25 protein-coding genes and 1 other annotated feature are annotated in these 25,527 nt (G+C 49.6%); of the genes, 7 read left to right on the forward strand and 18 right to left on the reverse strand.

The genetic code is table 11. From position 1 onward, the window contains the following. Positions 1–70: 70 nt before the first annotated feature. The 5 genes from LVQ76_RS19785 to ibpA all read right to left on the reverse strand — a co-directional run bounded on the left by LVQ76_RS19785 (position 71) and on the right by ibpA (position 4,520). Positions 71–1,726 (reverse strand): putative transporter, encoded by a 1,656-nt coding sequence (locus LVQ76_RS19785; RefSeq protein WP_232905423.1) that lies wholly within the window; start codon positions 1,724–1,726, stop codon positions 71–73. Between the two features lie 121 nt (positions 1,727–1,847). Then, positions 1,848–2,312: a PIN domain-containing protein gene (locus LVQ76_RS19790; RefSeq protein WP_232922318.1), complete on the reverse strand. Its 465-nt coding sequence runs from the start codon at positions 2,310–2,312 to the stop codon at positions 1,848–1,850. Next, a complete protein-coding gene (locus tag LVQ76_RS19795; RefSeq protein WP_232922319.1) occupies positions 2,309–3,445 on the reverse strand; it encodes an AAA family ATPase in 1,137 nt (378 codons plus the stop codon). The genes LVQ76_RS19790 and LVQ76_RS19795 overlap by 4 nt, the downstream gene beginning before the upstream one ends. A 119-nt stretch (positions 3,446–3,564) precedes the next feature. Continuing rightward, on the reverse strand, positions 3,565–3,993 hold the full coding sequence (gene ibpB / locus LVQ76_RS19800) for a small heat shock chaperone IbpB (RefSeq protein ID WP_232863978.1): 429 nt from the start codon (positions 3,991–3,993) through the stop codon (positions 3,565–3,567). Positions 3,994–4,106: 113 nt separating this feature from the next. Next, positions 4,107–4,520: a small heat shock chaperone IbpA gene (gene ibpA / locus LVQ76_RS19805; protein ID WP_064514809.1), complete on the reverse strand. Its 414-nt coding sequence runs from the start codon at positions 4,518–4,520 to the stop codon at positions 4,107–4,109. After that, positions 4,514–4,590, reverse strand: a sequence feature (ROSE (Repression Of Heat Shock gene Expression) occurs in the 5'-region of heat shock genes and acts as an RNA thermometer to modulate expression.). It overlaps the preceding gene by 7 nt. Positions 4,591–4,837: 247 nt before the next feature. On the opposite strand from ibpA, the gene LVQ76_RS19810 reads away from it, so the two are divergent. Then, complete coding sequence (locus LVQ76_RS19810) at positions 4,838–5,158, forward strand: YceK/YidQ family lipoprotein (protein ID WP_134185972.1); 321 nt, start codon at positions 4,838–4,840, stop codon at positions 5,156–5,158. Here the strand turns inward: LVQ76_RS19810 and LVQ76_RS19815 are convergent, their stop codons facing one another. The 6 genes from LVQ76_RS19815 to dgoR all read right to left on the reverse strand — a co-directional run bounded on the left by LVQ76_RS19815 (position 5,159) and on the right by dgoR (position 11,193). After that, positions 5,159–6,427 carry a YidR family protein gene (locus LVQ76_RS19815; protein WP_232922320.1) on the reverse strand — a complete coding sequence of 423 codons (1,269 nt, stop codon included), beginning with the start codon at positions 6,425–6,427 and terminating at the stop codon, positions 5,159–5,161. Positions 6,428–6,475: 48 nt separating this feature from the next. Beyond that, positions 6,476–7,813 (reverse strand): MFS transporter, encoded by a 1,338-nt coding sequence (locus tag LVQ76_RS19820; protein ID WP_232905425.1) that lies wholly within the window; start codon positions 7,811–7,813, stop codon positions 6,476–6,478. A 66-nt stretch (positions 7,814–7,879) separates the two neighbouring features. Then, positions 7,880–9,028, reverse strand: a complete 1,149-nt coding sequence (gene dgoD / locus LVQ76_RS19825) for a galactonate dehydratase (protein ID WP_232863981.1) — start codon at positions 9,026–9,028, stop codon at positions 7,880–7,882. Then, positions 9,025–9,645 (reverse strand): 2-dehydro-3-deoxy-6-phosphogalactonate aldolase, encoded by a 621-nt coding sequence (locus LVQ76_RS19830; protein ID WP_232905426.1) that lies wholly within the window; start codon positions 9,643–9,645, stop codon positions 9,025–9,027. Before LVQ76_RS19830 ends, dgoD begins: the two co-directional genes overlap by 4 nt. Continuing rightward, on the reverse strand, positions 9,629–10,513 hold the full coding sequence (locus tag LVQ76_RS19835; protein ID WP_232905427.1) for a 2-dehydro-3-deoxygalactonokinase: 885 nt from the start codon (positions 10,511–10,513) through the stop codon (positions 9,629–9,631). Before LVQ76_RS19835 ends, LVQ76_RS19830 begins: the two co-directional genes overlap by 17 nt. Further along, on the reverse strand, positions 10,510–11,193 hold the full coding sequence (gene dgoR / locus LVQ76_RS19840) for a D-galactonate utilization transcriptional regulator DgoR (RefSeq protein WP_232863984.1): 684 nt from the start codon (positions 11,191–11,193) through the stop codon (positions 10,510–10,512). The genes LVQ76_RS19835 and dgoR overlap by 4 nt, the downstream gene beginning before the upstream one ends. 278 nt (positions 11,194–11,471) lie before the next feature. On the opposite strand from dgoR, the gene LVQ76_RS19845 reads away from it, so the two are divergent. After that, complete coding sequence (locus LVQ76_RS19845; RefSeq protein ID WP_232922329.1) at positions 11,472–12,539, forward strand: FAD-binding protein; 1,068 nt, start codon at positions 11,472–11,474, stop codon at positions 12,537–12,539. A 74-nt stretch (positions 12,540–12,613) separates the two neighbouring features. On the opposite strand, the gene yidA is transcribed toward LVQ76_RS19845, so the two are convergent. From yidA to LVQ76_RS19860, 3 genes are all read right to left on the reverse strand, one after another. Continuing rightward, positions 12,614–13,426: a sugar-phosphatase gene (gene yidA / locus LVQ76_RS19850; protein ID WP_232922321.1), complete on the reverse strand. Its 813-nt coding sequence runs from the start codon at positions 13,424–13,426 to the stop codon at positions 12,614–12,616. A gap of 251 nt (positions 13,427–13,677) precedes the next feature. Beyond that, the gene (locus tag LVQ76_RS19855; protein ID WP_232863986.1) at positions 13,678–14,067 is read right to left on the reverse strand and encodes a YidB family protein; all 390 of its coding nucleotides are present in this window, start codon (positions 14,065–14,067) and stop codon (positions 13,678–13,680) included. 48 nt (positions 14,068–14,115) lie between these two features. After that, positions 14,116–15,141, reverse strand: a complete 1,026-nt coding sequence (locus tag LVQ76_RS19860) for a zinc-dependent alcohol dehydrogenase family protein (protein WP_232864031.1) — start codon at positions 15,139–15,141, stop codon at positions 14,116–14,118. A gap of 115 nt (positions 15,142–15,256) precedes the next feature. On the opposite strand from LVQ76_RS19860, the gene LVQ76_RS19865 reads away from it, so the two are divergent. Then, positions 15,257–16,159, forward strand: a complete 903-nt coding sequence (locus LVQ76_RS19865) for a LysR family transcriptional regulator (RefSeq protein ID WP_232922322.1) — start codon at positions 15,257–15,259, stop codon at positions 16,157–16,159. A 1-nt stretch (position 16,160) separates the two neighbouring features. Here LVQ76_RS19865 and gyrB read toward each other — a convergent pair whose 3' ends face one another. From gyrB to dnaA, 4 genes are all read right to left on the reverse strand, one after another. Then, on the reverse strand, positions 16,161–18,575 hold the full coding sequence (gyrB, locus tag LVQ76_RS19870; RefSeq protein ID WP_232905433.1) for a DNA topoisomerase (ATP-hydrolyzing) subunit B: 2,415 nt from the start codon (positions 18,573–18,575) through the stop codon (positions 16,161–16,163). Positions 18,576–18,603: 28 nt separating this feature from the next. Beyond that, complete coding sequence (gene recF, locus LVQ76_RS19875) at positions 18,604–19,677, reverse strand: DNA replication/repair protein RecF (protein ID WP_232922323.1); 1,074 nt, start codon at positions 19,675–19,677, stop codon at positions 18,604–18,606. 135 nt (positions 19,678–19,812) lie between these two features. Beyond that, a complete protein-coding gene (dnaN, locus tag LVQ76_RS19880; protein WP_232863989.1) occupies positions 19,813–20,913 on the reverse strand; it encodes a DNA polymerase III subunit beta in 1,101 nt (366 codons plus the stop codon). A 4-nt stretch (positions 20,914–20,917) separates the two neighbouring features. After that, complete coding sequence (gene dnaA, locus LVQ76_RS19885) at positions 20,918–22,237, reverse strand: chromosomal replication initiator protein DnaA (RefSeq protein WP_370639827.1); 1,320 nt, start codon at positions 22,235–22,237, stop codon at positions 20,918–20,920. Positions 22,238–23,126: 889 nt separating this feature from the next. Here dnaA and rpmH point away from each other — a divergent pair. The 4 genes from rpmH to yidC are packed head-to-tail and all read left to right on the forward strand — an operon-like array spanning position 23,127 to position 25,514. Beyond that, positions 23,127–23,267, forward strand: a complete 141-nt coding sequence (rpmH, locus tag LVQ76_RS19890; RefSeq protein ID WP_003849659.1) for a 50S ribosomal protein L34 — start codon at positions 23,127–23,129, stop codon at positions 23,265–23,267. Between the two features lie 17 nt (positions 23,268–23,284). After that, on the forward strand, positions 23,285–23,644 hold the full coding sequence (gene rnpA / locus LVQ76_RS19895; RefSeq protein WP_034499799.1) for a ribonuclease P protein component: 360 nt from the start codon (positions 23,285–23,287) through the stop codon (positions 23,642–23,644). After that, entirely contained in the window at positions 23,608–23,865 is a 258-nt protein-coding gene (gene yidD / locus LVQ76_RS19900) for a membrane protein insertion efficiency factor YidD (RefSeq protein WP_072009476.1), read from the forward strand. Before rnpA ends, yidD begins: the two co-directional genes overlap by 37 nt. A gap of 2 nt (positions 23,866–23,867) precedes the next feature. After that, on the forward strand, positions 23,868–25,514 hold the full coding sequence (gene yidC, locus LVQ76_RS19905; RefSeq protein WP_064514830.1) for a membrane protein insertase YidC: 1,647 nt from the start codon (positions 23,868–23,870) through the stop codon (positions 25,512–25,514). Positions 25,515–25,527 lie beyond the last annotated feature (13 nt).

The raw sequence follows: 25,527 nt of genomic DNA on the forward strand, positions 1-25,527 counted from the left end.
GCGTAATCGGCGATAGCCATCTTCCAGCAAAAAAACGTCATGGAGAAATGGCTATCGCAACGAGTTAAATTCACATCCAAAACAATACAGCCAGTAGCTGCGGCGTAATAATGCGCAGGAACATGACCAGTGGATAAACAGTGGCATAAGAGAGCGCTGCAGCTCCACTGGTTGCGTGCAAGCCGTTGGCAAAAGCCAGTGCAGGGGGATCGGTCATTGAGCCTGCCAACATTCCGCACAGTGTCAGATAATTCATTTTGGCGAGCAATCTTGCCAACAATGCAGTAACCAGCAATGGAATTCCCGTAATCAGAATTCCGTAGCCAATCCAACTCACTCCGTCTCCGTGCAGCAAAGTACTGACAAAATCACCGCCAGATTTTAAACCGACGACCGCCAGAAACAGCACAATCCCCAATTCACGCAGCGCCAGATTCGCACTCGGTGGCATAAACCAATACAGCTTGCCGATGCTGCCAATTCGCCCAAGAATGATCGCCATAATAAGCGGCCCACCTGCCAGCCCAAGACGTAGAGCCACAGGGAAACCAGGGATGAAAAGCGGGATAGAACCAAGCAACACTCCAAGACCAATGCCGATAAATACCGGAAGCATTTGTACCTGTTGGAGTTTCTGTTGCGCGTTACCGACTTCAGCGGCTACCGCTTCTATTGATTCTGGGCGGCCCACCAGGTTCAGGATGTCACCAAATTGCAGGCTGGCATTGCTGCTTGCGACCAGTTCAATACCTGCACGATTCAGGCGCGAAATCACCACGTCATACTTTTGTTTTAAATGCAGATCGCGAATTTTCTTGCCGAGCACTTTCTCGTTGGTCACCACCACACGTTCAACGCGCAGGTCTGTGCCACGAGTCGAAAGCGAGGTATCCACCTGCTGGCCGATCACCAGCAATGCAGAGTGCAGATCTTTTTCCTGGCCGACGAGGTGGAGTAAATCTCCGGTTTGAATAACCGTGCCAGGCGCTGGCACCATCAGCAATTCCCCACGTTTCAAACGCGAACAAATAATAGTGTCGCTATTAAGGACCGGCACTTCCTGAATAGGTAATCCGTTAAGGTTAGGGTTGGCAACACAGATATTCATGGTCTGGAGTTGCGCGTGGTTTTGCCCACTACTGTTATCAAAGCGTTGTGCTTCTTGATCGACATTAATTCTAAATGCCATGCGAATTAACCACATGGTCAGAAGAATCCCGCAAATACCGAACGGATAAGCCATCGCGTAGCTCATCCCCATTTTATCGACCAACTCTGAAGGTGTGCCGAGGTCGGTCAAAATTTGCTGACCTGCACCTAACGCTGGAGTGTTAGTTACCGCTCCAGAGAAAACACCCAGCACCACGGGAAGCGGAACATCGAAGATTTTATGGACGAGTGCCGTGACCAGCGCACCAATCACTACAATCAGAAGAGCAAATAGATTAAGGCGTAAACCGGAAACGCGTAGCGAGGAAAAGAAGCCAGGCCCAACCTGAATACCAATGGTATAGACGAAGAGGATTAAGCCGAATTCCTGAATGAAATGAAGCATATCTCCATTCAGGCTTACCCCAGCCTCACTGACGAAATGGCCAACAATAATTCCCCCGAACAGCACGCCACCGATACCAAATCCGACGCCGCGGATTTTGATATTGCCAATCCATAAACCGACAACTGCGACCAGAGCCAACATACTGACAGTTAACGCTATTCCACTCATCGAAGATTTCCCTGTGAATAACATCATCGTTACAAGGGATTCTGGCAGAGAGGAGAAGGAGTTAATGGGGTACAGAGCACAAAAAAAGGCCCCATAAAATGGGGCCTCGGGAGCATTCGGGCTAAGCGACTATATTCGCGACATACTCACAATGGAGCCTTTCAATTTTGGCTATATCAGTGTCATTCGAGCAAAAACCAAGCCCATTGCAGTGGGCGCTGCAAAAGTGGAAGACATCAAATTTGCGTTTATCGAGATTTCTGGCGCGGTTATTAGCTTGTTCAGCTTTATGCTTATCAAAACGAAACAAGTTAGCTGATAACTCAGAAATATCCCGAGTGATATCTAAATCAGGGAAATCATTTAATGTTGATTTCATACTCAGAAAATCTTCCCGACTTTGCCATGAGATACCACGTAACACTTCATAGCGTACCAGAGGTGTAATAAATAGCTTTACATCCTCGTCAGCTAAAAGTATTGAAAGCTGCTCTATTGCCTGTTTTTTCATCTCAGGGGAAGTCGTTCCATTGACATCAAAAGCGGCAATAAGCAAATTCGCATCCAGCAATACTTTCCTTGTCATTTCTTTTTCTCCTGCTTTTTTAACAGGCTTAGAAGGTTATTTTTGGCGTCTTTTTGCTCATCTACGCTGCTGTTTTCTAACTTCATCTGGTTTAGATCAACCTTGAAAACGTCTTTCATGATATCGACAAGTGCGGCTTTATTTGGTGCTGCAATTTTGTTGGTTTTCACTACTCCATCTTCATCACGATAGAGTTTGTAAGCTTCACCTTCTTTTAGTTGGGAAAGCACTATTGATGAGTGAGTGGTGATGTAGAACGTTGTATTAGTGAATATTTTTTTCAGCAGTGGGATGATGTTTGCCTGCCACGTCAGGTGCAGGTGGCTTTCTATTTCATCGATAAGAACAATCCCTTTCACTTTTTGTAGATTCGTTTCATTGGTGAAATAGCCGTAACCAGAGACAATTGCCTGCATCAATTTAAGAATGGACGTAAAGCCCGAGCTAAGCTGGCTTAATTCTCGCTTCTGGCCGCTGATCATCAGGCTAACGCGATCATCACCGCTTATTTCCAGAAAATCAGGATCGATTCGTTCATCAAGTTGATTAAGGAGTCGGATGACCGTTTTGATTTCTATATCGCGATTATCTTCTTTTTTCTGATAGGGATTAGATGAGCGCGCAAGAGTGATAAACCACTCTTCAATACTGGTTTCCATATTAAGGGAACCGAAATCAGATTCCATTTTTTGTATAACTGAAGAGAGATAACTTTCACGCCGTTGCGCTAATGAACCTAAGACCGACACATTATTCCCAGAGCTATGTTTAACTAAACCTCTAGACTGAGCACCCAAAAAGATTACTGGACTATCATGTGCAACCGGGGAAAAATAATCCTTAAACCACGCAGTAATAAACATGGGGATTTTCTTATTAATATTAAGTATATATTTTTGTGGAGAATGTAATTCAAGCCGTTGGAAGGCAATATTTTTTCCATTAAAAACGCCTTGGGTATCCTTCATAATCCTATGACTAAAAAACAGCACCTGAAAAAGTGCCTCAAGCGTCTTGGTTTTACCCACGCCATTAGCGCCAATAAAGGTATAAATCTGCTGGTTGGGTTCCAGATCCAGTTGAACTTTACCAACACCAGTAAGCCCTTCAAATTCTAGCTTTTCGCCTAACATCCTTACCCCCGAACACCTAATATTGGTTTCAGTCTATCCCTTCGACGTGATTCGAGCAAAACCTCTCCATCTATACAAAAAAGGCCCCATAAAATGGGGCCTCAAAGGGGATACTCAGTTTAGCTGTTGAGTGCCGGACGTTCGCTGATAGCAATGCGTTTTGGCGCAACGGCTTCAGGGATTTCACGCACCAGATCTATATGCAGCAGACCGTTAGTAAAGGTCGCGCCAGATACTTTCATATATTCAGCAAGGGTGAAGCTCAGGCTAAATGGCTGAGTCACTAATCCTTGATGCAGCCAGGTTGGCTCTTTTTCGGGTTTAACCGGCGTCCCTTTCACATGCAGACGCGTACCTTCGAGTTCAATTTCGAGATCTTCCTGGCGGAACCCTGCCAGCGCAAGCGTAATGCGGTAATGATTGTCATCGCCTTTTTCAATGTTGTAAGGCGGGAATGACTGGCCTTCAGTGCTTGTTTGTAAAGCATTAGCCAGTTTGTCAAAACCGATCCATTGACGCAGCAGAGGTGATAAATCGTGGTTACGCATAAGTTTTCTCCTTCTTTGAAGCGAGTTAAGTCTTACCAGTATGCGAACTGGTATTGGCTCCCTATCGGCAAGCCAGCCTTTATTGCCTGGGCCGCACAATGCGACCCACTGAATTAATTGATTTCGATACGGCGCGGTTTCATCGCTTCCGGAATCACGCGTTCCAGGTCGATATACAGCAGGCCGTTAACCAGGTTAGCACCACGGATGTGGATGTTTTCCGCTAACTGGAATTTGCGTTCGAAGTTGCGCTCAGCTATCCCCTGATAGAGATAAGTGCGCTCTGGTTGCGGATCTGCATGCGCGCCCTTAATAACGAGCAGGTTATCCTGGGCTGTAATGTCCAGTTCGCTTTCTGCGAAACCGGCAACAGCAATCGCAATGCGATAGTTATTTTCGTCAACTAATTCAACATTGTATGGAGGATAGCCGCCGTTGCTCTGGCTTTGGTTGTTTTCCAGCAGATTGAACAGACGGTCAAAACCAATAGCTGAACGATAAAGCGGGGATAGGTCGAAATTACGCATATATAAAAACTCCTGAAATCAGCGAGAATCAAACATTGCCTTCCATCATGGACAGGCTTCTAAAACCAAGTACCCTTACGGCGTACTTTTTCTGACTACATCTCTAAAATCGGTCCTTATTCGCACTTTTCAAGGCCACAGAAAGAAATTTTTTGCGGCTTCTGCTGTCAGTACATAGACTGTCCTGGTAGTAAACAGGATTTATCTGCGATAGCCGCCACAGAGTGGCAAGAGCAATATATTAATTATCTGCATGGGTGATATAAACCAGAGCAGCCTGGCCGTAAATGGCCCCCCAGAAACGATAAGCAACACTAATGATGAAAAGCTATCTTCCAACATTAATTCTCGGCAGCGGATTGCTAACAGTCAGCGGATGTTCAAGTGTGATGACTCACACTGGTGGGCAAGAGGGATACTATCCCGGCACACGTGCCAGTTACGAAATGCTGGCCGATGGCGAGACAAGCTGGGGATACAAACCTTTTGTCGCGCTGGATATGCCGTTTACGGCAGTAATGGATACCGTTCTGTTACCGTGGGATATGTTCCGCACCGACAAGTCTATAAAATCCAAAGTAGAAGCAAGCGAGAAGCAGAACCTGGCAACCAATTCTGTGATCCCGCCTGTTCAGTAATTAAAGCCCTGTTTGCGTCATAAATAACTGACGGAATCCGTCTACATCCTGCATCCAGGCGATGTATTTGCCATCAGGTGAAAACACCACCGCATCCGCTGAAGGCGCACAACCATCGGTTGCTGTAGGCGTCGTGATTTCACCATCGTTTAAATCACACAAGACAATCTGCTCCTTCCTCACAAAGCCCAACGCTTGCCCTGACGGATGCCAGTTAAATGCCGACTGGATATCATCTTGCCCATGCGTAAGTTGGCGTGGCTGCCCACCGTTTGGTGAAATCAGATACATTTGCACAATACCTGCATCATCGCGCATCAAGAACGCCAGTAAGCTGCCGTCCGGGCTGCTTCGCACCCAATGCCTTGGCTGGGTAGCTAATCCTGGGTAACGCTGCTGATGAGTGAAAGTCAGGCGTGTTTGCGTAATACCCGCAGGTGGTGCAGGCAGCGAGGTTGGCGTTCCTTCAATTGGCTCAGAACCCGCCTGGAAATAAGCTTCTTTGTTTTCAGGCAAATCAACGATAAACAGCTCGGGCACTTTCTCGCCTTTAGCTGAAACGGTATCGCCAATAAATGCCAGCGCCCAACGCTGTTGACTGCCATCAGGTTTTAAATAGCCATGGTTGCCCACCCAACCTTCTTCATAGGCACGGTTTATTTCATCACTTCCAGGTTGTGGTAATGGCGTAGTACGGCTTACCAGCACGCAATAATGGCTACCATCATATTCCCGAGGATGCTGTTTAACAGGTGTCACCGGGCCGAATGGCAGAGCAATACCGACGTTACGCAGATCTTTTGCCGCATCATATTCATGCATCACATGGTCGTTATAGGTGAAGCTCACGCGTGCACCATCTGGGCTCCAGACGTGGACATGGCTGCCGCCACGCAAAGCGCCGGGGGTAAACGGTGGGGTAATATCCATTGCATCGAGATTGGTTGCGATACCGTTTTCGACCACCACACCACGGCGGTGATGGAAATCGTAATGCCAGCTTTCGTCGGGGTTTTCCGGGCCGTGAATGAAGATATAGCGCTCGGGTTGCTGCGGGTTCACGGTCACCACACCGACATGCGCGCCATGCGATGCCTGATAGATCAGTTCCACTTCGCCAGTCATCACGTTAACCCTTTCAATCGTTTCACTGGTAAACGAGGCGCCAGAAGGGCGAACATCAAACACCAACCACTGGCTATCTGGTGTCCAGGTATTGATGTTAGTGAGTTGGTGGTTACGTGGTGCAAAGGTGAGTTGTTTGGTCATGATTTACCCCGAGATATTGGACGCCTCAGGGTAAATCATTGATGGTTTTTATCCCACCCTTTCTACTTTGCCGACCAGCAGGAGGTAGGAGAGTGCGCCAAGCAGTGCCACGGCTGAGATATAAACCAGCGCAGGTGCAAAACCATATCCCTGAGCAAGGTAACCTACAACCAGTGGAACGGTGATCCCACCCAAGCCGCCAACAAAGTTAAACACTCCACCGGTCAAGCCAATCAGACGCATTGGTGCCAACGAAGAGACCAGCGACCATGTGATCGAGGCAAAGCCGTTACCAAAGAAGGCGATAGCCATTAATGTCATAATCCAGACCGGATCGTTGGTGTAGTTCGCGCCCATAATGCAGGTCGAGATCAGCAAACCGCAGATGATTGGCGTTTTACGCGCGATACCCAGCGAATATCCTTTACGCACCAGACGGTCTGCTACCCAACCAGAAAGCAGCACACCCACAAACGCGGCAAGGAATGGAACGGTAGTCATAAACCCGGCTTTCAGGGCGGTAATGCCTTTTTCTTGCGTCAGGTAGTTCGGGAACCAGGTCAGGAAGAACCACAGCGTGGACGTAACCGCGAACTGGCCGAGATACACGCCAACCAGTTTGCGGTGGAAGACTAGTTTCCAGTCGGCAGCCGTCATTGGAATGCGGGATTTTTTCTCGGCTGGCGCATCGCCATCAACCAGACCACCACCATCACGAATGTAATCCAGTTCAGCCTGATTGATGCCTTTGCTGGCACGCGGTGGCTGATAAACCTTAATCCAGATAAACGACCAGATGATGCCGATACCACCGGTGATAATAAACACCCAGTGCCAGCTCAACATTTCTTGAATCCAGATAAGCAGTGGCGTGAGGAACGCCAGCCCGACAAACTGGCCGGAGGTATAAAAACCTACTGCAGACGCACGCTCATGTTCCGGGAACCAGCTCGTGACCATACGGTTGTTGGTCGGGAATGCGGGTGCTTCGAAAATACCGGTAATTGCACGCAAACCAATCAGCGACATTAAACCGGTGGCAAAACCCTGGAATAGCGTTGCCACCGACCAGCCAAAAATAGCGATGAAATAGGTCATGCGCGAGCCGACGCGGTCAAGGAACCAGCCGCCAGGAATCTGGCATAAAGTATAGAGCCAGGCAAAAGCCGAGAAGATATAACCCATTTGAGTTTTTGTAATGCCAAACTCTTCCTGAATATGGGCAGAGGCGACGGCCAGATTCGCGCGGTCGACATAACAAATAACCACAGTAATAAAGATCATAATGAGCGTCACATAACGGCGACGCGTAGGTTTTGTAGCGGTTACAGAAATATCCATCGTGTTCTGTCTCCAGAATTTGAGCATGGCAATACCGGCCACCATGCCCTGTTATATACAGAGGGTGTTTTATATTTATTTGGGTATGACTAGTTGTTTATAAAATAACTATCACCATTCGGCTACAGAACCGTCTGGATAGCGCCATAAAGGATTACGCCAATCAGTCACATTTTTACTGCGTTCGATAACCAGTTCTTCGTCTATTTCAACGCCAAGCCCTGGCTTCATTAATGGCATAAAGTGGCCGCCATCCATTTTGAAGTCTTCTTTATTTTTAACAAAATCGAGCAATTCAGCGCCCTTGTTATAATGGATGCCCATGCTTTGCTCCTGGAACACAGCATTGCGGGAGACAAAATCGATATGCAGGCAGGCAGCCAGCGCAATCGGCCCGAGCGGACAATGCGGAGCCAGCGCCACGTCATAGGCCTCTGCCATTCCGGCAATTTTATAGCATTCGGTAATACCGCCTGCGTGTGACAAATCAGGCTGGAGAATCGCCAGTCCGCCCGCTTCCAGCACACGCTTGAACTCAAAGCGCGAGAACATACGCTCACCCGCAGCGATAGGAATATGCGTTTGAGCCGCAAGACGCGGATAGTATTCAGCCTGTTCCGCCAGCACCGGTTCTTCAATAAACAGCGGGCGATATTGCTCAAGCTCTTTAATTAATACTTTTGCCATTGGCGCGCTAACACGGCCATGGAAATCAAGGCCAAATTCAATTTCATTACCGAATGCTTCACGAATTTGTGCTACGGTATTCACGGCTTCATCAATTTTACGGGAATTATCAATAATCCCCATTTCTTCGCAGCCATTTAATTTAAACGTATCAAAGCCGATGTTACGCAGTGATTTAATACCGTCGATCACATCTGACGGACGATCGCCACCAACCCAGCTGTAGGCTTTTATTTTATCGCGAACCAGGCCGCCCATTAATTGCCAGACAGGTGCATTTAATACTTTTCCTTTAATATCCCACAATGCCTGGTCAATACCGGAAATTGCGCTCATTAAAATAGGCCCACCGCGATAAAAACCGCCGCGATACATCACTTGCCATAAATCATTTATACGCGCCGGGTCCTGGCCGATTAATAATTCACTCAGCTCATGTACCGCAGCTTCAACGCTTTTTGCTCGCCCTTCAATTACCGGCTCACCCCAGCCGACAATACCTTCATCGGTTTCAATTTTCAGGAACATCCAGCGTGGTGGTAAACGGTAGGTCGTCAGTTTAGTGATTTTCATTGCTTCACAGCCTCTTCATACGCTTTAACAAATGCTTTTGCCTTCTCAGCGGTGCATTCCACAGATTGCCCCGCCCGATATAAATCGCCACCGAGCCCAGCACCGACACATCCGGCTTTTAGCCAAATAGCCAGGTTTTCAGGCGTCACACCACCGACCGCAAAGACCGGCACTTCTGGCGGTAATACGGCTTTCAGCGCTTTGATGTAATCCGGGCCAAAAGAGGAAGAAGGGAAAATTTTCAGCGCCTGAGCACCGGCATCCAATGCGGTAAAGGCTTCGCTTGCCGTTGCACAGCCCGCGCATACTGTCATTCCGCTGGCGACCGCACGGCGGATAACTTCAGGCTGCGTATTCGGCGTTACCACCAGTTTGCCACCCATGGCGGCCAGTTCATTAACCTGATCGGTTTTCAAAACGGTACCCGCGCCTATCAACGCCCGATGGCCAAACTCGGTCACCATCGCCGCGATACTTTGCTGCCAGTCTGGTGAGTTCATTGGGATTTCTATCGCATCAAATCCCGCATCCAGCAACGCCGCAACGTGTGCGTGCGCTTCGCCTGGCGTGATACCGCGCAAAATGGCGATGAGCGGAAGATTAGTTTGCCACTGCATTTGCAATACTCCTTATTCCTGCCTGGAATGCATTGTCGCCATCCAACACTTTTGCCTGGTAGCCCAATAACTCGAGCGCGTTGCTATAACGCTGGCTCAGGGATGGATTAGCAACAATGGTGACAGGCTGTTGAGTGTCCGGAGCGTACTGGCGAGTCATCGCCGCCACTTCGTTACCAATCAACAACCCGGAAAGAAATTCGCTGACTTCGCTACGCGGCAATTCACCCAGCACATGGGCTGCACGTATTTCGAAAAGTCGTGGCAACAAAGCGCTGTCATTAATGCCGCGATCCAGCCCAGCCAAAAATGCTTGATGGCTGCTTTGTTGCTCAGGCAGGCCTGCGCCAATTAAGGAGTGGTTGAGCAGGATATGGTGCAGTTCACCGGTCATCACCGTGCGGAAATCCTGCACCGTGTGTTCATCGGCATGCACCCATTTGCAGTGCGTACCCGGCATTATGTAAAGCGAAGCCGGGCCAAGCGTTTTTGCACCGAGAAGCTGGGTTTCTTCACCACGCATCACGTTGCAGTTGTCATCACTTTTTACGCTGAGGCCGGGAATAATCCAGACGTTATCCAGCACTGGAGTCAGTTGCTGGCTTAAATCAGAGAAACGCGCCGGGCATGGGAGATAAGGGGCGATTTTCCACCCGGCATTGCTGCCCACCATCCCGGCCATCAAAACTGGCGTGGTTTTTTCACGCCAACCTTGAGTGACTTCATCGAACACCGCTTTTGGGGTTTTACCATTCAGACGGGTAACGCCCGCTGTGGTTTGCCGACTATCAATGCAAATTCCATCCTGGTAATGCCAGGCACGCAGGTTAGTCGAACCCCAATCAATAGCGATGTAGCGTGATGTCATGTGATTTCCTTTAGTCGTTTGGTGGAGCTGGCAATCATTGTCAGCGCCGCTCTTTCTGCAGCCGTGCTGTCCTGGTGACGAATCGCATCGAACAGCTGCTTATGTTCCTGAAGCGTTTGCGGCATGTTGGCTTCATCACCCATCCAGGTGCGCTCGAAAACCGCACGCTGAAGTGAACTGATGGCAATACTCAACTGCTGTAGCACCGGGTTATGAACCGAATCCAGCACCGCTTCGTGATAGCGAATATCGGCTTCATTAAAAGCATCCCGATCCTGATTGTTTGCCACCATGTCGTTGAGTGCGTCTTCGATTCGCGCCAGGTCACTTGATGTAGCCCGTTCTGCGGCCCAGCGCGCGATGGCAGGCTCGACCAGGTTTCGCACTTCGCTCATGGCGCTAATCAGGCGCGGGTCATAATCGTTTTCCAGCACCCACTGCAACACTTCGGTATCGAGGTAATTCCACTGGTTACGCGACTGCACAAAGGCTCCGCGATAACGCTTCATTTCAACTAACCGCTTCGCCATAAGAGAACGAAAAACTTCGCGGATAATGTTGCGCGACGTTTCGAACTCCTCACATAAGTCGGCTTCTGACGGCAATGCTGCGCCCGGAGTGTATTTACCGCCGACAATCTGTTTACCCAGCGTCACGATGATGCGATCGGTCTTAGTCATGGTTTGCCCTGTTCAATTTAGGTATTAACCACACTTTACCGCGAGCGCTGAAAAACACCGCTATTTTGAAGTACAAATGTGAATCTGATAGCGCTTCCGATGGGATCAATGTAGTACAAACATTATATGTTGTACTACAATTTGGATCACAAAACGGACAATCCATAGCAAAGAATGGCGAAAAAAGCGACGCACAGAAAACTTACCCGCCACTTCATAGCAACTTCACACAAGCAGATTACGTTTCCGTTCCAACCCCCAGCCAACGGAACGCTCAAATGGAACATTACGATATCGCGATTATTGGCCTCGGCCCCGCAGGGGCTACGCTTGCGCGGATCCTCGAACCACAATTCAAAATAATTGCTTTGGATAAGAAGCGGCGGGAAGGGGAAGATGGGTTTCAGAAGCCCTGCGGCGGGTTACTGGCGCCTGATGCTCAACGTTCGTTTATCCGTTCCGGTATAAACCTGCCCGTTCACGTGCTGGCAAACCCACAAATATTCAGCGTAAAAACCATTGATTTACAATCAAATATCACCTGCAACTACCAGCGGTCATACATTAATATCAATCGCCATGCTTTCGATTTATGGCTTAAAACGCTTATCCCGCAAACGGTAGATATTCGCCATGACACACTGTGCAAACGCATTGAAAAAGAGGGTGATAGTTATCGCCTCACATTTGAGGAAAACGGAGTAACTCAGGAAATCACTGCGCAATATATTGTCGGTGCCGATGGTGCAAATTCATTGCTGCGCCGGACGCTTTACCCGCAGCACAGCATTCGAAAATATCAGGCCATTCAGCAGTGGTTTAAGGAGCTGCATGCCCGTCCTTTCTATTCCTGCATTTTCGATAATCAGGTAACGGACTGTTATTCATGGAGTATGTCGAAGGATGGATACTTTATTTTTGGCGGTGCCTTTCCAATGAAAGAGGGCAAAAAGCGGTTCTTCCATCTAAAAGAGAAAATGACCGAACGCGGTTTTGTCTTTAGCAGCCCTGAAAAGGAAGAAAAATGTATCGTGCTTTGCCCGTCAAAATGGCGTGACTTTGTTTGCGGGAAAGACAATGCATTTCTGATTGGTGAAGCGGCGGGATTTATTAGTGCAAGTTCGCTCGAAGGGATAAGTTATGCGCTCGATAGCGCCGAAATACTGGGAAATATCTTCAATGAACAGAATTCACGACCAAATGCTGTCTATCAGAAACGAACGGGGAAAATCAGAAGGAAACTGTTCGCAAAGGTGATAAAAGCCAAAATCCTGACCTCTGCATGGTCGAGAAAATTAGTCATGAAAAGCCGATTTGCCGATGTGCCAGTGATACCGGACATGTAATGCACCGGTTCAGCCATTGAGTCTGGTTGACTCCCGCAGAGGCAACCAGACTGACAGAAACCACCACAACGTCATTAATTCAAAACAAACTTCTCAATCGCGTACGCAACGCCATCTTCAAGGTTTGATTTAGTAACAAAGTTGCTGACTTCTTTCACTTTATCGATAGCGTTATCCATCGCAACACCGATGCCTGCGTATTCCAGCATCGCGATGTCATTTTCCTGGTCGCCCAGCGTCATCACTTCTTCTTGTTTGATGCCGAGAGATTCAGCCAGCGCTTTTACGCCAGTACCTTTGTTGACTCGCTTATCGAGAATCTCAAGGAAATATGGCGAGCTTTTCAGCAACGTATAACGCTCATACACGTCGGCTGGAATTTTGGCGATCGCTTTGTCCAGAATAGCCGGCTCATCGATCATCATCACTTTCAGGTATGCACCGTTTTTATCCATGTTTTCTGGCTCGCTGAACACCAGCGGGATATTGGCAATAAAGGATTCATGAACGGTGTAGTAGCTGATATCACGGTTAGCGGTGTACAGGGTGTGGCGATCCAACGCATGGAAGTGGGAACCGACATCGCGGGAAAGCTGTTCCAGATAGCGGTAGTCGTCGTAACTCAGCGCGGTTTGTGCCACGGTGCTGCCGTCGCTGGCCTTCTGCACTAACGCACCGTTATAGGTGATGCAGTAGTCATTCGGCTTATCCATGTGCAGCTCGCGGAGATAGCTCTCAACACCTGCAAAAGGGCGTCCGGTACACAAAACAACACTTACACCGCGTTCGCGCGCGCTGGCGATAGCGGCTTTAACGGCTGGAGAAATGGTGTGGTCAGGCAGCAACAATGTGCCGTCCATATCAATAGCAATGAGTTTTATAGGCATAGGATTTTCTGAGGTAATGAGTTTATCTCATGCTAACGCGATTAAGCTCGCAAAAATAGCGCTACGTTACGGGTGAAATAGGTCCGTTTTTTGGATGAAAAAACGCCACCCGAAGAAAGTGGCGTTGATACCCAAAATAATTCGAGTTGCAGAAAGGCGGCAAACACGGGAATCCCAATGAGCTTACTCAAGTAAGTGATTTGGGTGAGCATGTGCAGCCAACGCATCTGCGGCTTGAAGAATGACGGGCACTAGCTGAAGAATTTATCCTTCAGCATATGGAAGCCTTTAGTCAGCAAATCTTCATCGTGAGCGACTTCACCTGCAGGCGATAAAGTATCGACGATTTTCGGGAACTGCTCTGCCAGCAGTTGAGATGCACTTCCCACATCAATCCCGAGTTTTTCAGCCAGACCGCTGATTGCTGGTGTGCCCAGCACGTCTTGCATTTGCTCTGGGCTAACGCTTTGGTTATGCGCGCCGCTCAGCCAGGAGGTGACAACATCAGAGAAACCCTTTTCCCGAAACCGTTCAAGAATTGCCTGAATGCCGCCTTGTTCATTAATCCATGTAAGGATGACTTTGAATTTACCTGCATCGCCACCCCCCATCATGCCAGTAACTTGATCGAATAAACCCATGACCGTGTCCTCTTGCAATCACGAAGTGTGCAATAGAAGTGTAGTCAATCACGGGCGGGTTAAGACGATTTTGCCGAACGCACCACGGTCGAGATGCTCAAGCGCCTGCGGCAGTTCGTCAAATTTATAGGTTGTTTCGATGACCGGTTTGATGCCATTCGCATCAATAGCACGCACGAAGTCTTCAAGCGCGCGGCGATGTCCGACGCTAACCCCCTGAATGATTGGTGATTTCAGTATCAGGTCGCCTGCAGGCCCTGAAATATCAAAACCTTCAAGCACACCTATTACTGATATACGCCCATGAACCGCCACAGCTCGTAAAGAGTTTCCGAGATTTGCACCACCAACGGTTTCGATAATATGGTCGATACCACGTTCCTGGGTCAGTTCATAAATTACCTCGACCCAATCATCTTCCAGCCGGTTGATACCGTGATCGGCCCCCAATGCTTTGGCGCGCAGCAATTTTTCATTGCTACCAGAAGTAACAAAAACTTCGGCACCGTGGGCTTTGGCGATTTGCAGGGCAAACATAGAAACGCCACCCGTTCCCTGCACCAGAATAGATTGCCCAGCGTGCAAACCGCCTCGTTCCACTAGCGCAAACCAAGCGGTAAGCCCTGCGCACGGCAAGGTGCTGGCCTGAATGTCATCAAGACTTTCGGGCGATGCCACCAGCCAGTTTTCGCTCATCACCACGTATTCCGCCAGCATGCCTTGATACACACCACCCAGCGTGCGGTATGGTGGAGTACGAGCAGTGCCGTTTGGCTTACCGTCTATCCAGTCTGGTGAAAAGGTGGAGATAACGCGCGCACCTGGCTGGAAGCGAGTCACATCTTCACCGATGCTTTCTACCACACCCGCCATGTCCGATGTTGGTGTAAACGGGAATGGCATCTCAAGGGGCATAGCCCCTTCGATAACTATTTTGTCGCGATAATTAAGTGATACTGCTTTCACCCGCACCAATACTTCACCACGACCAGGCGTGGGTATTGCTTCTGTGGAAAACGTCAGGTTTTCGCGCCCAATGGCATTCATTGTCCAGCGTTGCATGGTTTGGCTCATCATTATTGGCTCCTGAATTTCGAGGGAATACGTCACAGCCAAAAGTATATCGCTGGCCTAAACTCACCAGTGGCGATAGATTTTCCTCCTATTGATTCCAAAATGGATACAAACAATGAGCGAGCAACTGAAAGGTATTTCTGTTTTTATTACGGCGGTTGAGGCGGGTAGTTTCTCGCTTGCAGCGACGAGACTGCATCTTTCACGTTCCGCTGTCGGGAAAACGATTTCTCAACTAGAGAAAAGGCTGGGCATTCGGCTTTTTCAACGAACCACGCGTAGCCTCGCTCTCACCGACGATGGAGCACTTTTCTACGAGCACTGCCTGCGCGCCCTGGAAGAAATTCAAAAGGCTGAAGCACTGCTCGACAGTGGAAAGCAAACTGTTCGCGGGCGGTTAAGAGTCTCAATGCCGATGCTGTATGGGCGAATGTGCATCGCGCCGTTGCTGACAGAATTTGCAAGCCAGCATCCGGAGCTGAAAATGGAGTTACTTTTTAGTGACAGGGTTTCTGACCTGATTGAAGACGGGTTGGATTTTGTGATCCGAAACGGAAAGTTACCGGACAGCAGCGGCTTGATCGCCCGCCGTATTGGCTTACACCGCATGGTAATTTGTGCTTCGCCTGACTACCTGGCTCGATGCGGCGAACCACAAACAATAGACGATCTTTCAAGCCATGAAGTGATTAACTATATCAACGCAGGTGTCCCGCACCGTTGGGTTATTCCCCAAAATAATGGCAAAACAATTGAGTTTGTCCCCAAATCACGCCTGCTAATGGATGAATTACAACCCATTGCCGCAGCGGTGATTTCAGGATTTGGTATTGCGGTATTGCCATGTTGGTTGATTGGAGAAGAACTACAGAACGGGAAGTTGGTGAGGATATTGCGGGATTACAGGGAAAATGTATATGAAAGCCATGCGGTATGGCTCCAGACACCCCATCTGCCCCTGAAAATTCGCCTGGCAGTGGATATGCTGGTGAGCAGATTGCCCACCAGCATCAACTAACTTAGATATCGATGTTCGCCGCTTTCAGGGCGTTTTCTTCGATAAATGCACGACGTGGTTCAACCGCATCGCCCATCAGAGTAGTGAACAGCTGATCCGCTGCAATCGCGTCTTTAACAGTTACGCGCAGCATACGGCGGCTTTGTGGATCCATTGTGGTTTCCCAGAGCTGATCCGGGTTCATTTCGCCCAAGCCTTTGTAACGCTGAATAGATAGGCCACGACGGGATTCTTTGCCCAGCCATTCCAGCGCCTCTTCGAAGCTGTCAACTGGCTGACGGCGTTCGCCACGTTCGATAAACGCGTCTTCTTCGATAAGGCCACGCAGTTTCTCGCCCAGCGTGCAAATACGACGGTATTCGCCACCGACGATAAACTCTTGCTCCAGCGGATAGTCAGTATCCACACCGTGGGTACGCACACGAATCACCGGCTCGAAAAGATTCAGTTCACGGTTATGACGAACCAGGGAATTCCAGGTGCTGCCGTGCTGTTCTTTTTCGTTAAGCTGAGTAACCAGAGCAGAAACCCAGGCAGTCACTTTGCTTTCGTCAGTCAGATCGGCATCTTCAAGCGTTGGGTGATACACCAGGTTGTTTAGCAAATTGCGCGGATAACGGCGCTCCATGCGGCCAATCATTTTCTGGCAGGCTTTAAACTCAGACACCAGTTTTTCCAGCGCTTCGCCAGCGATAGCTGGTGCGTTGGCATTGGTGTGCAGCGTAGCGCCATCCAGAGCGATTGCAATCTGGTATTGGTCCATCGCTTCATCATCTTTAATGTACTGCTCTTGCTTGCCTTTCTTCACTTTGTACAGCGGTGGCTGTGCGATATACACATGGCCGCGCTCAACGATTTCAGGCATCTGACGGTAGAAGAAGGTCAGCAACAAGGTACGGATGTGCGAACCATCGACGTCCGCATCCGTCATGATGATGATGCTGTGGTAACGCAGTTTGTCCGGGTTGTATTCGTCACGGCCAATGCCGCAGCCCAACGCGGTAATCAGCGTGGCAACTTCTTGAGAAGCGAGCATTTTGTCAAAGCGCGCTTTCTCAACGTTCAGAATTTTACCTTTCAGCGGCAGGATCGCCTGGTTCTTACGGTTACGCCCCTGTTTTGCAGAGCCGCCCGCAGAGTCCCCTTCCACAAGGTACAGTTCGGAGTGAGCCGGGTCGCGTTCCTGGCAATCCGCCAGTTTGCCTGGCAAGCCAGCCAAATCCAGCGCGCCTTTACGACGAGTCATTTCACGTGCACGACGTGCTGCTTCACGAGCACGAGCGGCATCAATAATTTTGCCGACGACGATTTTCGCGTCAGACGGGTGTTCCAGCAGGTATTCAGACAGCAGTTCGTTCATCTGCTGTTCAACCGCGGTTTTCACTTCTGAAGAAACCAGTTTGTCTTTGGTCTGAGAAGAGAATTTAGGATCTGGAACTTTAACAGAGACAACAGCAATCAGGCCTTCACGGGCATCGTCACCGGTGGCGCTAACTTTCGCTTTTTTGCTGTAGCCTTCTTTTTCCATATACGCATTCAGCGTACGTGTCATCGCCGAGCGGAAACCGGCCAGGTGCGTACCACCATCGCGCTGCGGGATGTTGTTGGTAAAGCAGTAGATGTTTTCCTGGAAACCATCGTTCCACTGCAACGCCACTTCCACGCCAATGCCGTCTTTTTCAGTGCTGAAATAGAACACGGTTGGGTGAATTGGGGTTTTGTTTTTGTTGAGGTATTCAACAAACGCGCGGATACCACCTTCGTAGTGGAAGTGGTCCTGGCGGCCATCACGCTTATCAATCAGGCGGATAGAAACACCAGAGTTCAGGAACGACAACTCACGCAGGCGTTTGGCCAGAATGTCGTATTCAAACTCAATCACGTTGGTGAAGGTTTCGTGGCTTGGCCAGAAACGGACTTGCGTACCGGTTGCATCGGTATCACCCGTTGCCGCCAGCGGCGCTTGTGGCACACCGTGAATATAAGTTTGCTGGTGCACTTTGCCTTCGCGGCGAATCAGCAGTTCCAGCTTCTGGGACAGGGCGTTAACTACAGAAACACCCACACCGTGCAGACCACCAGAAACTTTATAGGAGTTGTCATCGAACTTACCGCCGGCGTGAAGCACGGTCATAATAACTTCGGCAGCAGACACACCTTCTTCCGGGTGAATACCAGTAGGAATACCACGACCATCATCGGTTACTGAGACAGAGTTATCAGCATGAATGGTGACAACGATGTCTTTACAGTGACCGGCAAGTGCTTCGTCGATAGCGTTATCTACGACCTCAAATACCATGTGGTGCAGACCGGTGCCGTCATCCGTATCACCGATATACATTCCCGGGCGCTTACGTACCGCATCCAGCCCTTTAAGGACTTTGATACTGGAGGAGTCATAAGAATTCGACATCAACGTTTCTCGCTCATTTATTCTTGGGTTAATCCGTTATTTTACCCTGATCCACGGCGAACATCTTCGAATTTTTGTCCGCCATATCCATCACATGTTCTGCGCTAATTGCGCTAACAAAAACTTGTGATTCCGTCGCCTTTAACCGGCTGGCTAATAGACCACGGCGTGCATCATCTAGTTCAGAGGCAAAATCATCTATCAGATACAGGCAACGTCGCCCGTTCTGTCGGGTGAGAAACTCACCCTGCGCCAGTCGTAAGGCGCACATCAGTAATTTAAGCTGCCCGCGCGACAACGTATCTTCTACCGTCGCACCGTCTGCACGAATCCGAAAATCAGCTTTGTGGGGGCCGTGGGCGGTGTAGGTCAGCATACGATCGCGTTCGAAGTTGCGTTCCAGTAGCTCGCCGTAGTCACTCTCTTTTTCCCAGCCGCGCTGGAAAGAGAAGTTCAGCGAGAACTCCGGCAGAAATTGTGCACAGGTGTCAGCCATATCATCAGCAATGGCTGCGCTGTACTCGGCACGCCAGCGGCTGATTTGCTCCGCAAGTGGGATAAGCTCTTGATCCCATGGCCGTAGTTGCGCATAGCGCGTTACCTGTCGCAACGCAGCGTTGCGTTGCTTAAGCAGGCGCTTGAGATTGCTCCAGGCAACAAAAAAACCTGGTTCGTTATGGAAGCATCCCCAATCGAGGAAAGCTCTACGGTATTTAGGGCCACCGTTGAGCAATGTAAATCCTTCAGGGGTGATAAGTTGCATTGGCATCAAGAGAGCAAGTTCAGCCACTTTGTGGCCGTCGCTGCCATCGATACGCACTTTGCTGTCGCCGGCACGGTCTTTGGTCAGGCCAACAGAGGTTTCCCGCTCGCCGTTCTGTATACGCCCATGCAGTACAAAGGATTCTGTTTCATGGCGGATCACGCGCTCGATTTTCAGACTGCGAAAAGCGCGACCATGCCCGAGGGTATAAATCGCCTCAAGCACGCTGGTTTTGCCGCTTCCGTTAGCCCCCACCAGGAAATTAAACCCTGGAGATAGAGCCAGATCCGCATCTTCGATATTTCGAAAGTCTTTAATCAACAAACGCGACAGCGACATATTTAACTCACAACCAGGGCGTTATCGGCGCAGTTAGTCTGATTACGGCCAGCGCGCAACAACCGGAGCGTACTGAAGTACGTGAGGATTGTGAGCACTGCCCGGAACCAGAATAACAAGTAAGATAGCCCGATACTAAAGACGCATTGGCATAACGACGTAAGCCGCCGCTTGAGAGGCTGCATCTTCAATCTGCACGCTGGAAACAGAGTCGGTCAGCAAAATGCGCACGTTCTCGCATTTGAGTGCATTCAGAACATCCAGCACGTAACTGACGTTAAAGCCGATTTCCATATCTGTGCCGTCATAAGTGACGTCCAGAATCTCTTCGGCTTCTTCCTGCTCCGGGTTGTTAGCGGTGATTTTCAACTGATTGGCAATCACTTGCAGACGAACGCCACGGAATTTCTCATTCGACAAAATTGCCGCGCGTGAAAATGCTTGTTTCAGCAAATCGCAACTGGCATCGAGATGTTTATCCGGGTTCTTCGGCAATACGCGGCGATAATCCGGGAAACGGCCATCAACCAGCTTGGAAGTGAAGATAAAGTCGCCGACGTGAGCGCGGATGTTGTTGCTGCCGATCTGGATACGCAACGGTGAATCGCCGCCATCCAACATACGCATCAGCTCAATCACGCCTTTACGCGGCACGATCACCGAATGGTTTGGCAGAGACTGACCGACCGGCATAGAACACACAGCCAGGCGGTGACCATCGGTCGCCACGGTGCGCAGTTCTTCGCCTTCGGTTTCAAACAACATACCGTTCAAATAGTAACGAACGTCCTGATGCGCCATAGAAAACTGCGTGGCTTCAATCAGGCGTTTCATGGTCGCTTGCGGGAGCGTGAATTCTACTTCGCTCTGCCAGTCGTCCAGGTTCGGGAAATCAGCAGCAGGCAGCGTTGAAAGCGAGAAACGGCTACGCCCGGAGCGCACCAACATGCGGTCACCCTCAAGCGTAACAGCGATTTCTGCACCTTCCGGCAAACCACGGCAGATATCAAAAAATTTACGTGCTGGAACCGTTGTGGCACCCGGCTCATGCGGTTGCACCAACGCGACACGCGCCACCATCTCCATTTCCAGGTCAGTACCTGTTAATGAAAGAGTTCCTTGTGCGACTTGCAACAGCAGGTTGCCGAGAATCGGTAACGTCGGACGGCCACCTAACGGGCCACTCACCTGTTGCAGCGGTTTTAATAAAGTTTCACGTTCAACGGTAAATTTCATAGCGTCACGAAGATAATGTTCTGATTAGGTTAGAGAAATCTTCTTTGATGTCGTGGCTTTCTTCACGCAACTGCTCAATCTTACGGCAGGCGTGCAGAACCGTAGTATGGTCGCGGCCACCAAAGGCATCGCCGATTTCTGGCAAGCTATGGTTAGTCAGTTCCTTCGCCAGAGCCATTGCCATTTGACGTGGACGGGCAACAGAGCGGGAACGACGCTTGGACAACAGGTCAGCAATCTTTATTTTATAGTACTCTGCCACCGTCTTCTGAATATTGTCGATGGTGACAAGCTTCTCTTGCAGCGCTAGCAGATCGCGCAGCGCTTCACGCACGAAGTCGATAGTAATCGCCCGGCCAGTAAAGTTGGCGTTAGCGATAACACGGTTCAATGCCCCTTCAAGCTCACGCACGTTTGAACGTAAACGCTTGGCAATAAAGAAGGCCACTTCACCTGGCAGACGGATATCGTTCTCGTCTGCTTTTTTCATCAGGATCGCAACACGCGTTTCCAGTTCTGGTGGTTCGATGGCAACCGTTAACCCCCAACCGAAGCGGGACTTCAGACGATCTTCAACACCGTTGATCTCTTTTGGATAACGATCCGAAGTCAGAATGATCTGTTGGTTGCCTTCAAGCAGGGCGTTGAAGGTGTGGAAGAATTCTTCTTGTGAACGTTCTTTATTAGCAAAGAATTGAATGTCATCAATTAGCAGTGCATCAACAGAACGGTAGTAACGTTTGAACTCTTCAATAGCGTTATTTTGCAGTGCTTTTACCATGTCCTGAACGAAACGTTCAGAGTGCATGTACACCACTTTTGCATTCGGTTTGCGCGCAATAATACCGTTGCCAACAGCATGCAAAAGGTGCGTTTTACCCAGACCGGTGCCGCCATAAAGGAATAAAGGGTTATAAGCGCCACCAGGGTTGTCTGCCACCTGACGTGCTGCCGCGCGAGCCAGTTGGTTCGACTTACCTTCAACGAAGTTATCGAAAGTATGTTTTACGTTAACGTTAGAGCGATAGGAGTGTTCAGCCGGAGCCGGAGAGTTATCCCAGCTTGGGCGAAGATGAGCAGTAGGGCGTGCGATGTGTACATGCGCCGGAGCAGTAGTAACAGTCTGCTGATTCAGCGTTTGGCTGACCGGTTTGCTGCCTACTTCAAAACGCAATACGGGTGCATCAGTGCCACAAAAATCATTGAGCAAGCCATTGATGTTATTGAGGTACTTGTCTCTCACCCAATCGAGAACAAAACGGTTTGGCGCATACAGGGCCAGCGTGTTATCGCTTAGTTCCGCCTGTAGGGGGCGTATCCACATACTAAATTCTGTGGCTGGTAACTCATCCTGCAATCGGGCAAGACACTGCTGCCAAAGCGAAAGTGACACGGCGGACTCCACTCGAACAAAGTCGATAAAATGACGAAGACTGAAAGTTTATATTCATGATTGTTGACACACGCCGACTCTTCCACAACGGAACCCCGATTCGGGAAGCGTGCGAACCGCTATCTGCGGTTTATACCCATCGCCCTTCAAGATGTAGGGTTGTTGGCTGCTCTCGTTCACCCAAATCACTTACTGAAGTAAGCTCATCGGGATTAATGAGAGACTCCTGTCTCTCACCGAAGGCCAGCCTTTGGCTGGTCAAATTCGTTCCCGACGAATTTGTCATTCGATTGCCGCCTACCTACATCCTGAAGTCACTCGGGTATACCCCAGGGTGAACGCTAAAGGATCACGATCGGGACCGCGGATCATAGCCTAAAGTACGCCAGAGATCTTCTGTTTCTCACAGTTTCTTCCCGATTTATCCACAGGGCTGTTTTGTGGAGTCTAAGTGTAAACGATCCTGTCAGACGCGCAGCGCTTTACCTTCCTATATTGGAAAATTTAATGACTAGTGCACAAAATCGACTTATCTGATCTAAGGAAGATCCCCAACGATCCTTGCGCTTTAGTGGGGACGCCGTATAATTCCCCACCCGTCGCGTGTCACCACGGCTTTATTTTGGTCAGATCCTGGTCGTTTCAGGGGTCAAAAAGCGAATTAAGGCACGGGAATAAGGAAAGAGAATTGACTCCGGAGTGTACAATTATTACAATCCGGCCTCTTTAATCAGCCACACTGAGGCGTAAGTCGTTTGCAGTTTCTGCAAGGCTCTTCGCTAACCCAGTGAAATTTATCCAAGTTTAGGTAGAAATCGCCATGAAACGCACTTTTCAACCGTCCGTACTGAAGCGTAACCGTTCACACGGTTTCCGTGCTCGTATGGCAACTAAAAATGGTCGTCAGGTTTTGGCACGTCGTCGTGCTAAAGGCCGTTCCCGTCTGACCGTTTCTAAGTAATAAAAGCTAACCCCTGAGTGGTTAAGCTCGCATTTCCCAGGGAGTTACGCTTGTTAACTCCCACTCATTTCACTTTCGTCTTCCAGCAGCCTCAACGGGCTGGCACGCCGCAAATCACCATCCTCGGCCGCCTAAATTCGCTGGGGCATCCCCGCATCGGTCTTACAGTCGCTAAGAAAAATGTTAAACGTGCACACGAACGCAATCGGATTAAACGTCTGACGCGTGAGAGTTTCCGTTTGCGTCAGCACGAACTTCCTCCAATGGATTTCGTGGTAGTGGCTAAGAAAGGGGTTGCAGACCTGGATAACCGGGCTTTATCGGAAGCATTGGAAAAGTTATGGCGCCGTCATTGTCGCCTTTCTCCCGGCTCTTGATAGGCCTGATTAGGGTCTATCAGCGCCTGATAAGTCCGCTTCTCGGGCCGCATTGCCGTTTTACTCCAACCTGTTCTCACTACGGAATTGAGGCATTGCGCAGGTTTGGGGTGTTAAAAGGCAGTTGGTTGACAGTGAAACGCGTATTAAAATGCCACCCTTTGAACCCCGGTGGAGACGATCCCGTCCCACCTGGACCTTTTGATACCAGAGAACACTAACGATGGATTCGCAACGCAATCTCTTTCTCATCGCTTTGTTGTTCGTGTCTTTCATGATCTGGCAAGCCTGGGAGCAGGACCACGCTCCACAACCTCAGGTGCAACAGACCACGCAGACTACGACCACCGCAGCAGGTAACGCCGCAAACCAGGGTGTGCCGACCAGTGGCCAGGGTAAAATCATCACGGTTAAAACTGACGTTCTTGAGCTTTCCATCAACACCCGTGGTGGTGATGTTGAGCAGGCGCTGTTATTGACCTACCCGAAAGAGCTCAAATCTAATGAGCCGTTCCAGTTACTGGAAACTACGCCAGAGTTTGTCTACCAGGCACAAAGTGGCCTGACCGGTCGCGATGGCCCGGATAACCCGGCTAACGGTGAGCGTCCTCTGTATAACGTTGCTAGTGATACTTTCGTGCTGCCAGAAGGCCAGAACGAAATCGTTATCCCAATGACGTATACCGATGCGGCGGGCAATACCTTCACTAAATCCTTCACCCTGAAACGCGGCGAGTTCGCGGTAAGCGTGAATTACGATGTGAAGAACGCCGGTGAGAAACCGCTGGAGCTGGCTACTTTTGGTCAGCTGAAGCAGTCCATCAATCTGCCGACTCACCGCGATACAGGAAGCAACAACTTTGCGTTGCATACCTTCCGTGGTGCTGCGTACTCGACTCCAGATGCGAAATACGAAAAATATAAATTCGATAAAATCGCTGATGGTGAAAACCTGAACGTTAACGCCAGCAATGGTTGGGTTGCGATGTTGCAGCAGTATTTCGCAACAGCGTGGGTTCCAAATAATCAGGGTACCAACAACTTCTATACCACCAAACTGAACAACGATGTGGCAGCGATTGGTTATAAATCTTCGCCGCAACTGGTTCAGCCAGGTCAGACCGCTAAACTGGGTAGCACCCTGTGGGTCGGCCCGGAAATTCAGGACAAAATGGCAGCCGTTGCGCCGCATCTTGACCTGACAGTGGATTATGGTTGGTTGTGGTTTATTTCTCAGCCGCTGTTCAAGCTGTTGAAATTCCTGCACAGCTTCATCGGTAACTGGGGCTTCTCCATTATCGTAATCACCTTTATCGTTCGTGGCATCATGTACCCGCTGACTAAAGCGCAGTACACCTCCATGGCGAAAATGCGTATGTTGCAGCCGAAACTGGCCGCCATGCGTGAACGTATTGGTGACGATAAACAGCGCCAGAGCCAGGAAATGATGGCGTTGTATAAAGCTGAGAAGGTTAACCCGTTGGGTGGTTGTCTCCCGCTGGTTATCCAGATGCCAATCTTCCTGGCGTTGTACTACATGCTGATGGGTTCTGTGGAACTGCGCCATGCGCCGTTCGCACTGTGGATTCATGACCTGTCTGCACAAGACCCGTACTACATTCTGCCGATCCTGATGGGCTTGACGATGTTCTTCATTCAGAAGATGTCGCCGACCACTGTGACCGACCCGATGCAGCAGAAGATCATGACCTTTATGCCGGTCATCTTCACGGTGTTCTTCCTGTGGTTCCCGTCAGGCCTGGTACTGTACTATATCGTCAGTAACACAGTGACCATCATCCAGCAGCAGCTGATTTATCGCGGTCTTGAGAAACGTGGCTTACACAGCCGCGATAAGAAAAAGACCTGATAACAATTAGCGA

The organism is Buttiauxella cochleicola, from assembly GCF_021283185.1.
In the GTDB taxonomy this organism is placed as follows: Bacteria; Pseudomonadota; Gammaproteobacteria; order Enterobacterales; family Enterobacteriaceae; genus Buttiauxella; species Buttiauxella massiliensis.

What these genes read in the sequence shown, in the direction of transcription:
- LVQ76_RS19830 (WP_232905426.1), bottom strand. Translation starts at nt 9,645, where the DNA reads ATGCAGTGGCAAACTAATCTTCCGCTCATCGCCATTTTGCGCGGTATC.
- LVQ76_RS19865 (WP_232922322.1), top strand. Translation starts at nt 15,257, where the DNA reads ATGAGCGAGCAACTGAAAGGTATTTCTGTTTTTATTACGGCGGTTGAG.
- LVQ76_RS19855 (WP_232863986.1), bottom strand. Translation starts at nt 14,067, where the DNA reads ATGGGTTTATTCGATCAAGTTACTGGCATGATGGGGGGTGGCGATGCA.
- gyrB (WP_232905433.1), bottom strand. Translation starts at nt 18,575, where the DNA reads ATGTCGAATTCTTATGACTCCTCCAGTATCAAAGTCCTTAAAGGGCTG.
- yidA (WP_232922321.1), bottom strand. Translation starts at nt 13,426, where the DNA reads ATGCCTATAAAACTCATTGCTATTGATATGGACGGCACATTGTTGCTG.
- LVQ76_RS19860 (WP_232864031.1), bottom strand. Translation starts at nt 15,141, where the DNA reads ATGAGCCAAACCATGCAACGCTGGACAATGAATGCCATTGGGCGCGAA.
- LVQ76_RS19835 (WP_232905427.1), bottom strand. Translation starts at nt 10,513, where the DNA reads ATGACATCACGCTACATCGCTATTGATTGGGGTTCGACTAACCTGCGT.
- ibpA (WP_064514809.1), bottom strand. Translation starts at nt 4,520, where the DNA reads ATGCGTAATTTCGACCTATCCCCGCTTTATCGTTCAGCTATTGGTTTT.
- dgoD (WP_232863981.1), bottom strand. Translation starts at nt 9,028, where the DNA reads ATGAAAATCACTAAACTGACGACCTACCGTTTACCACCACGCTGGATG.
- LVQ76_RS19790 (WP_232922318.1), bottom strand. Translation starts at nt 2,312, where the DNA reads ATGACAAGGAAAGTATTGCTGGATGCGAATTTGCTTATTGCCGCTTTT.
- LVQ76_RS19810 (WP_134185972.1), top strand. Translation starts at nt 4,838, where the DNA reads ATGATGAAAAGCTATCTTCCAACATTAATTCTCGGCAGCGGATTGCTA.
- rpmH (WP_003849659.1), top strand. Translation starts at nt 23,127, where the DNA reads ATGAAACGCACTTTTCAACCGTCCGTACTGAAGCGTAACCGTTCACAC.
- LVQ76_RS19815 (WP_232922320.1), bottom strand. Translation starts at nt 6,427, where the DNA reads ATGACCAAACAACTCACCTTTGCACCACGTAACCACCAACTCACTAAC.
- LVQ76_RS19795 (WP_232922319.1), bottom strand. Translation starts at nt 3,445, where the DNA reads ATGTTAGGCGAAAAGCTAGAATTTGAAGGGCTTACTGGTGTTGGTAAA.
- dgoR (WP_232863984.1), bottom strand. Translation starts at nt 11,193, where the DNA reads ATGACTAAGACCGATCGCATCATCGTGACGCTGGGTAAACAGATTGTC.
- LVQ76_RS19845 (WP_232922329.1), top strand. Translation starts at nt 11,472, where the DNA reads ATGGAACATTACGATATCGCGATTATTGGCCTCGGCCCCGCAGGGGCT.
- recF (WP_232922323.1), bottom strand. Translation starts at nt 19,677, where the DNA reads ATGTCGCTGTCGCGTTTGTTGATTAAAGACTTTCGAAATATCGAAGAT.
- LVQ76_RS19785 (WP_232905423.1), bottom strand. Translation starts at nt 1,726, where the DNA reads ATGAGTGGAATAGCGTTAACTGTCAGTATGTTGGCTCTGGTCGCAGTT.
- LVQ76_RS19820 (WP_232905425.1), bottom strand. Translation starts at nt 7,813, where the DNA reads ATGGTGGCCGGTATTGCCATGCTCAAATTCTGGAGACAGAACACGATG.
- dnaA (WP_370639827.1), bottom strand. Translation starts at nt 22,237, where the DNA reads ATGTGGATACGCCCCCTACAGGCGGAACTAAGCGATAACACGCTGGCC.
- yidD (WP_072009476.1), top strand. Translation starts at nt 23,608, where the DNA reads ATGGCGCCGTCATTGTCGCCTTTCTCCCGGCTCTTGATAGGCCTGATT.
- dnaN (WP_232863989.1), bottom strand. Translation starts at nt 20,913, where the DNA reads ATGAAATTTACCGTTGAACGTGAAACTTTATTAAAACCGCTGCAACAG.
- ibpB (WP_232863978.1), bottom strand. Translation starts at nt 3,993, where the DNA reads ATGCGTAACCACGATTTATCACCTCTGCTGCGTCAATGGATCGGTTTT.
- yidC (WP_064514830.1), top strand. Translation starts at nt 23,868, where the DNA reads ATGGATTCGCAACGCAATCTCTTTCTCATCGCTTTGTTGTTCGTGTCT.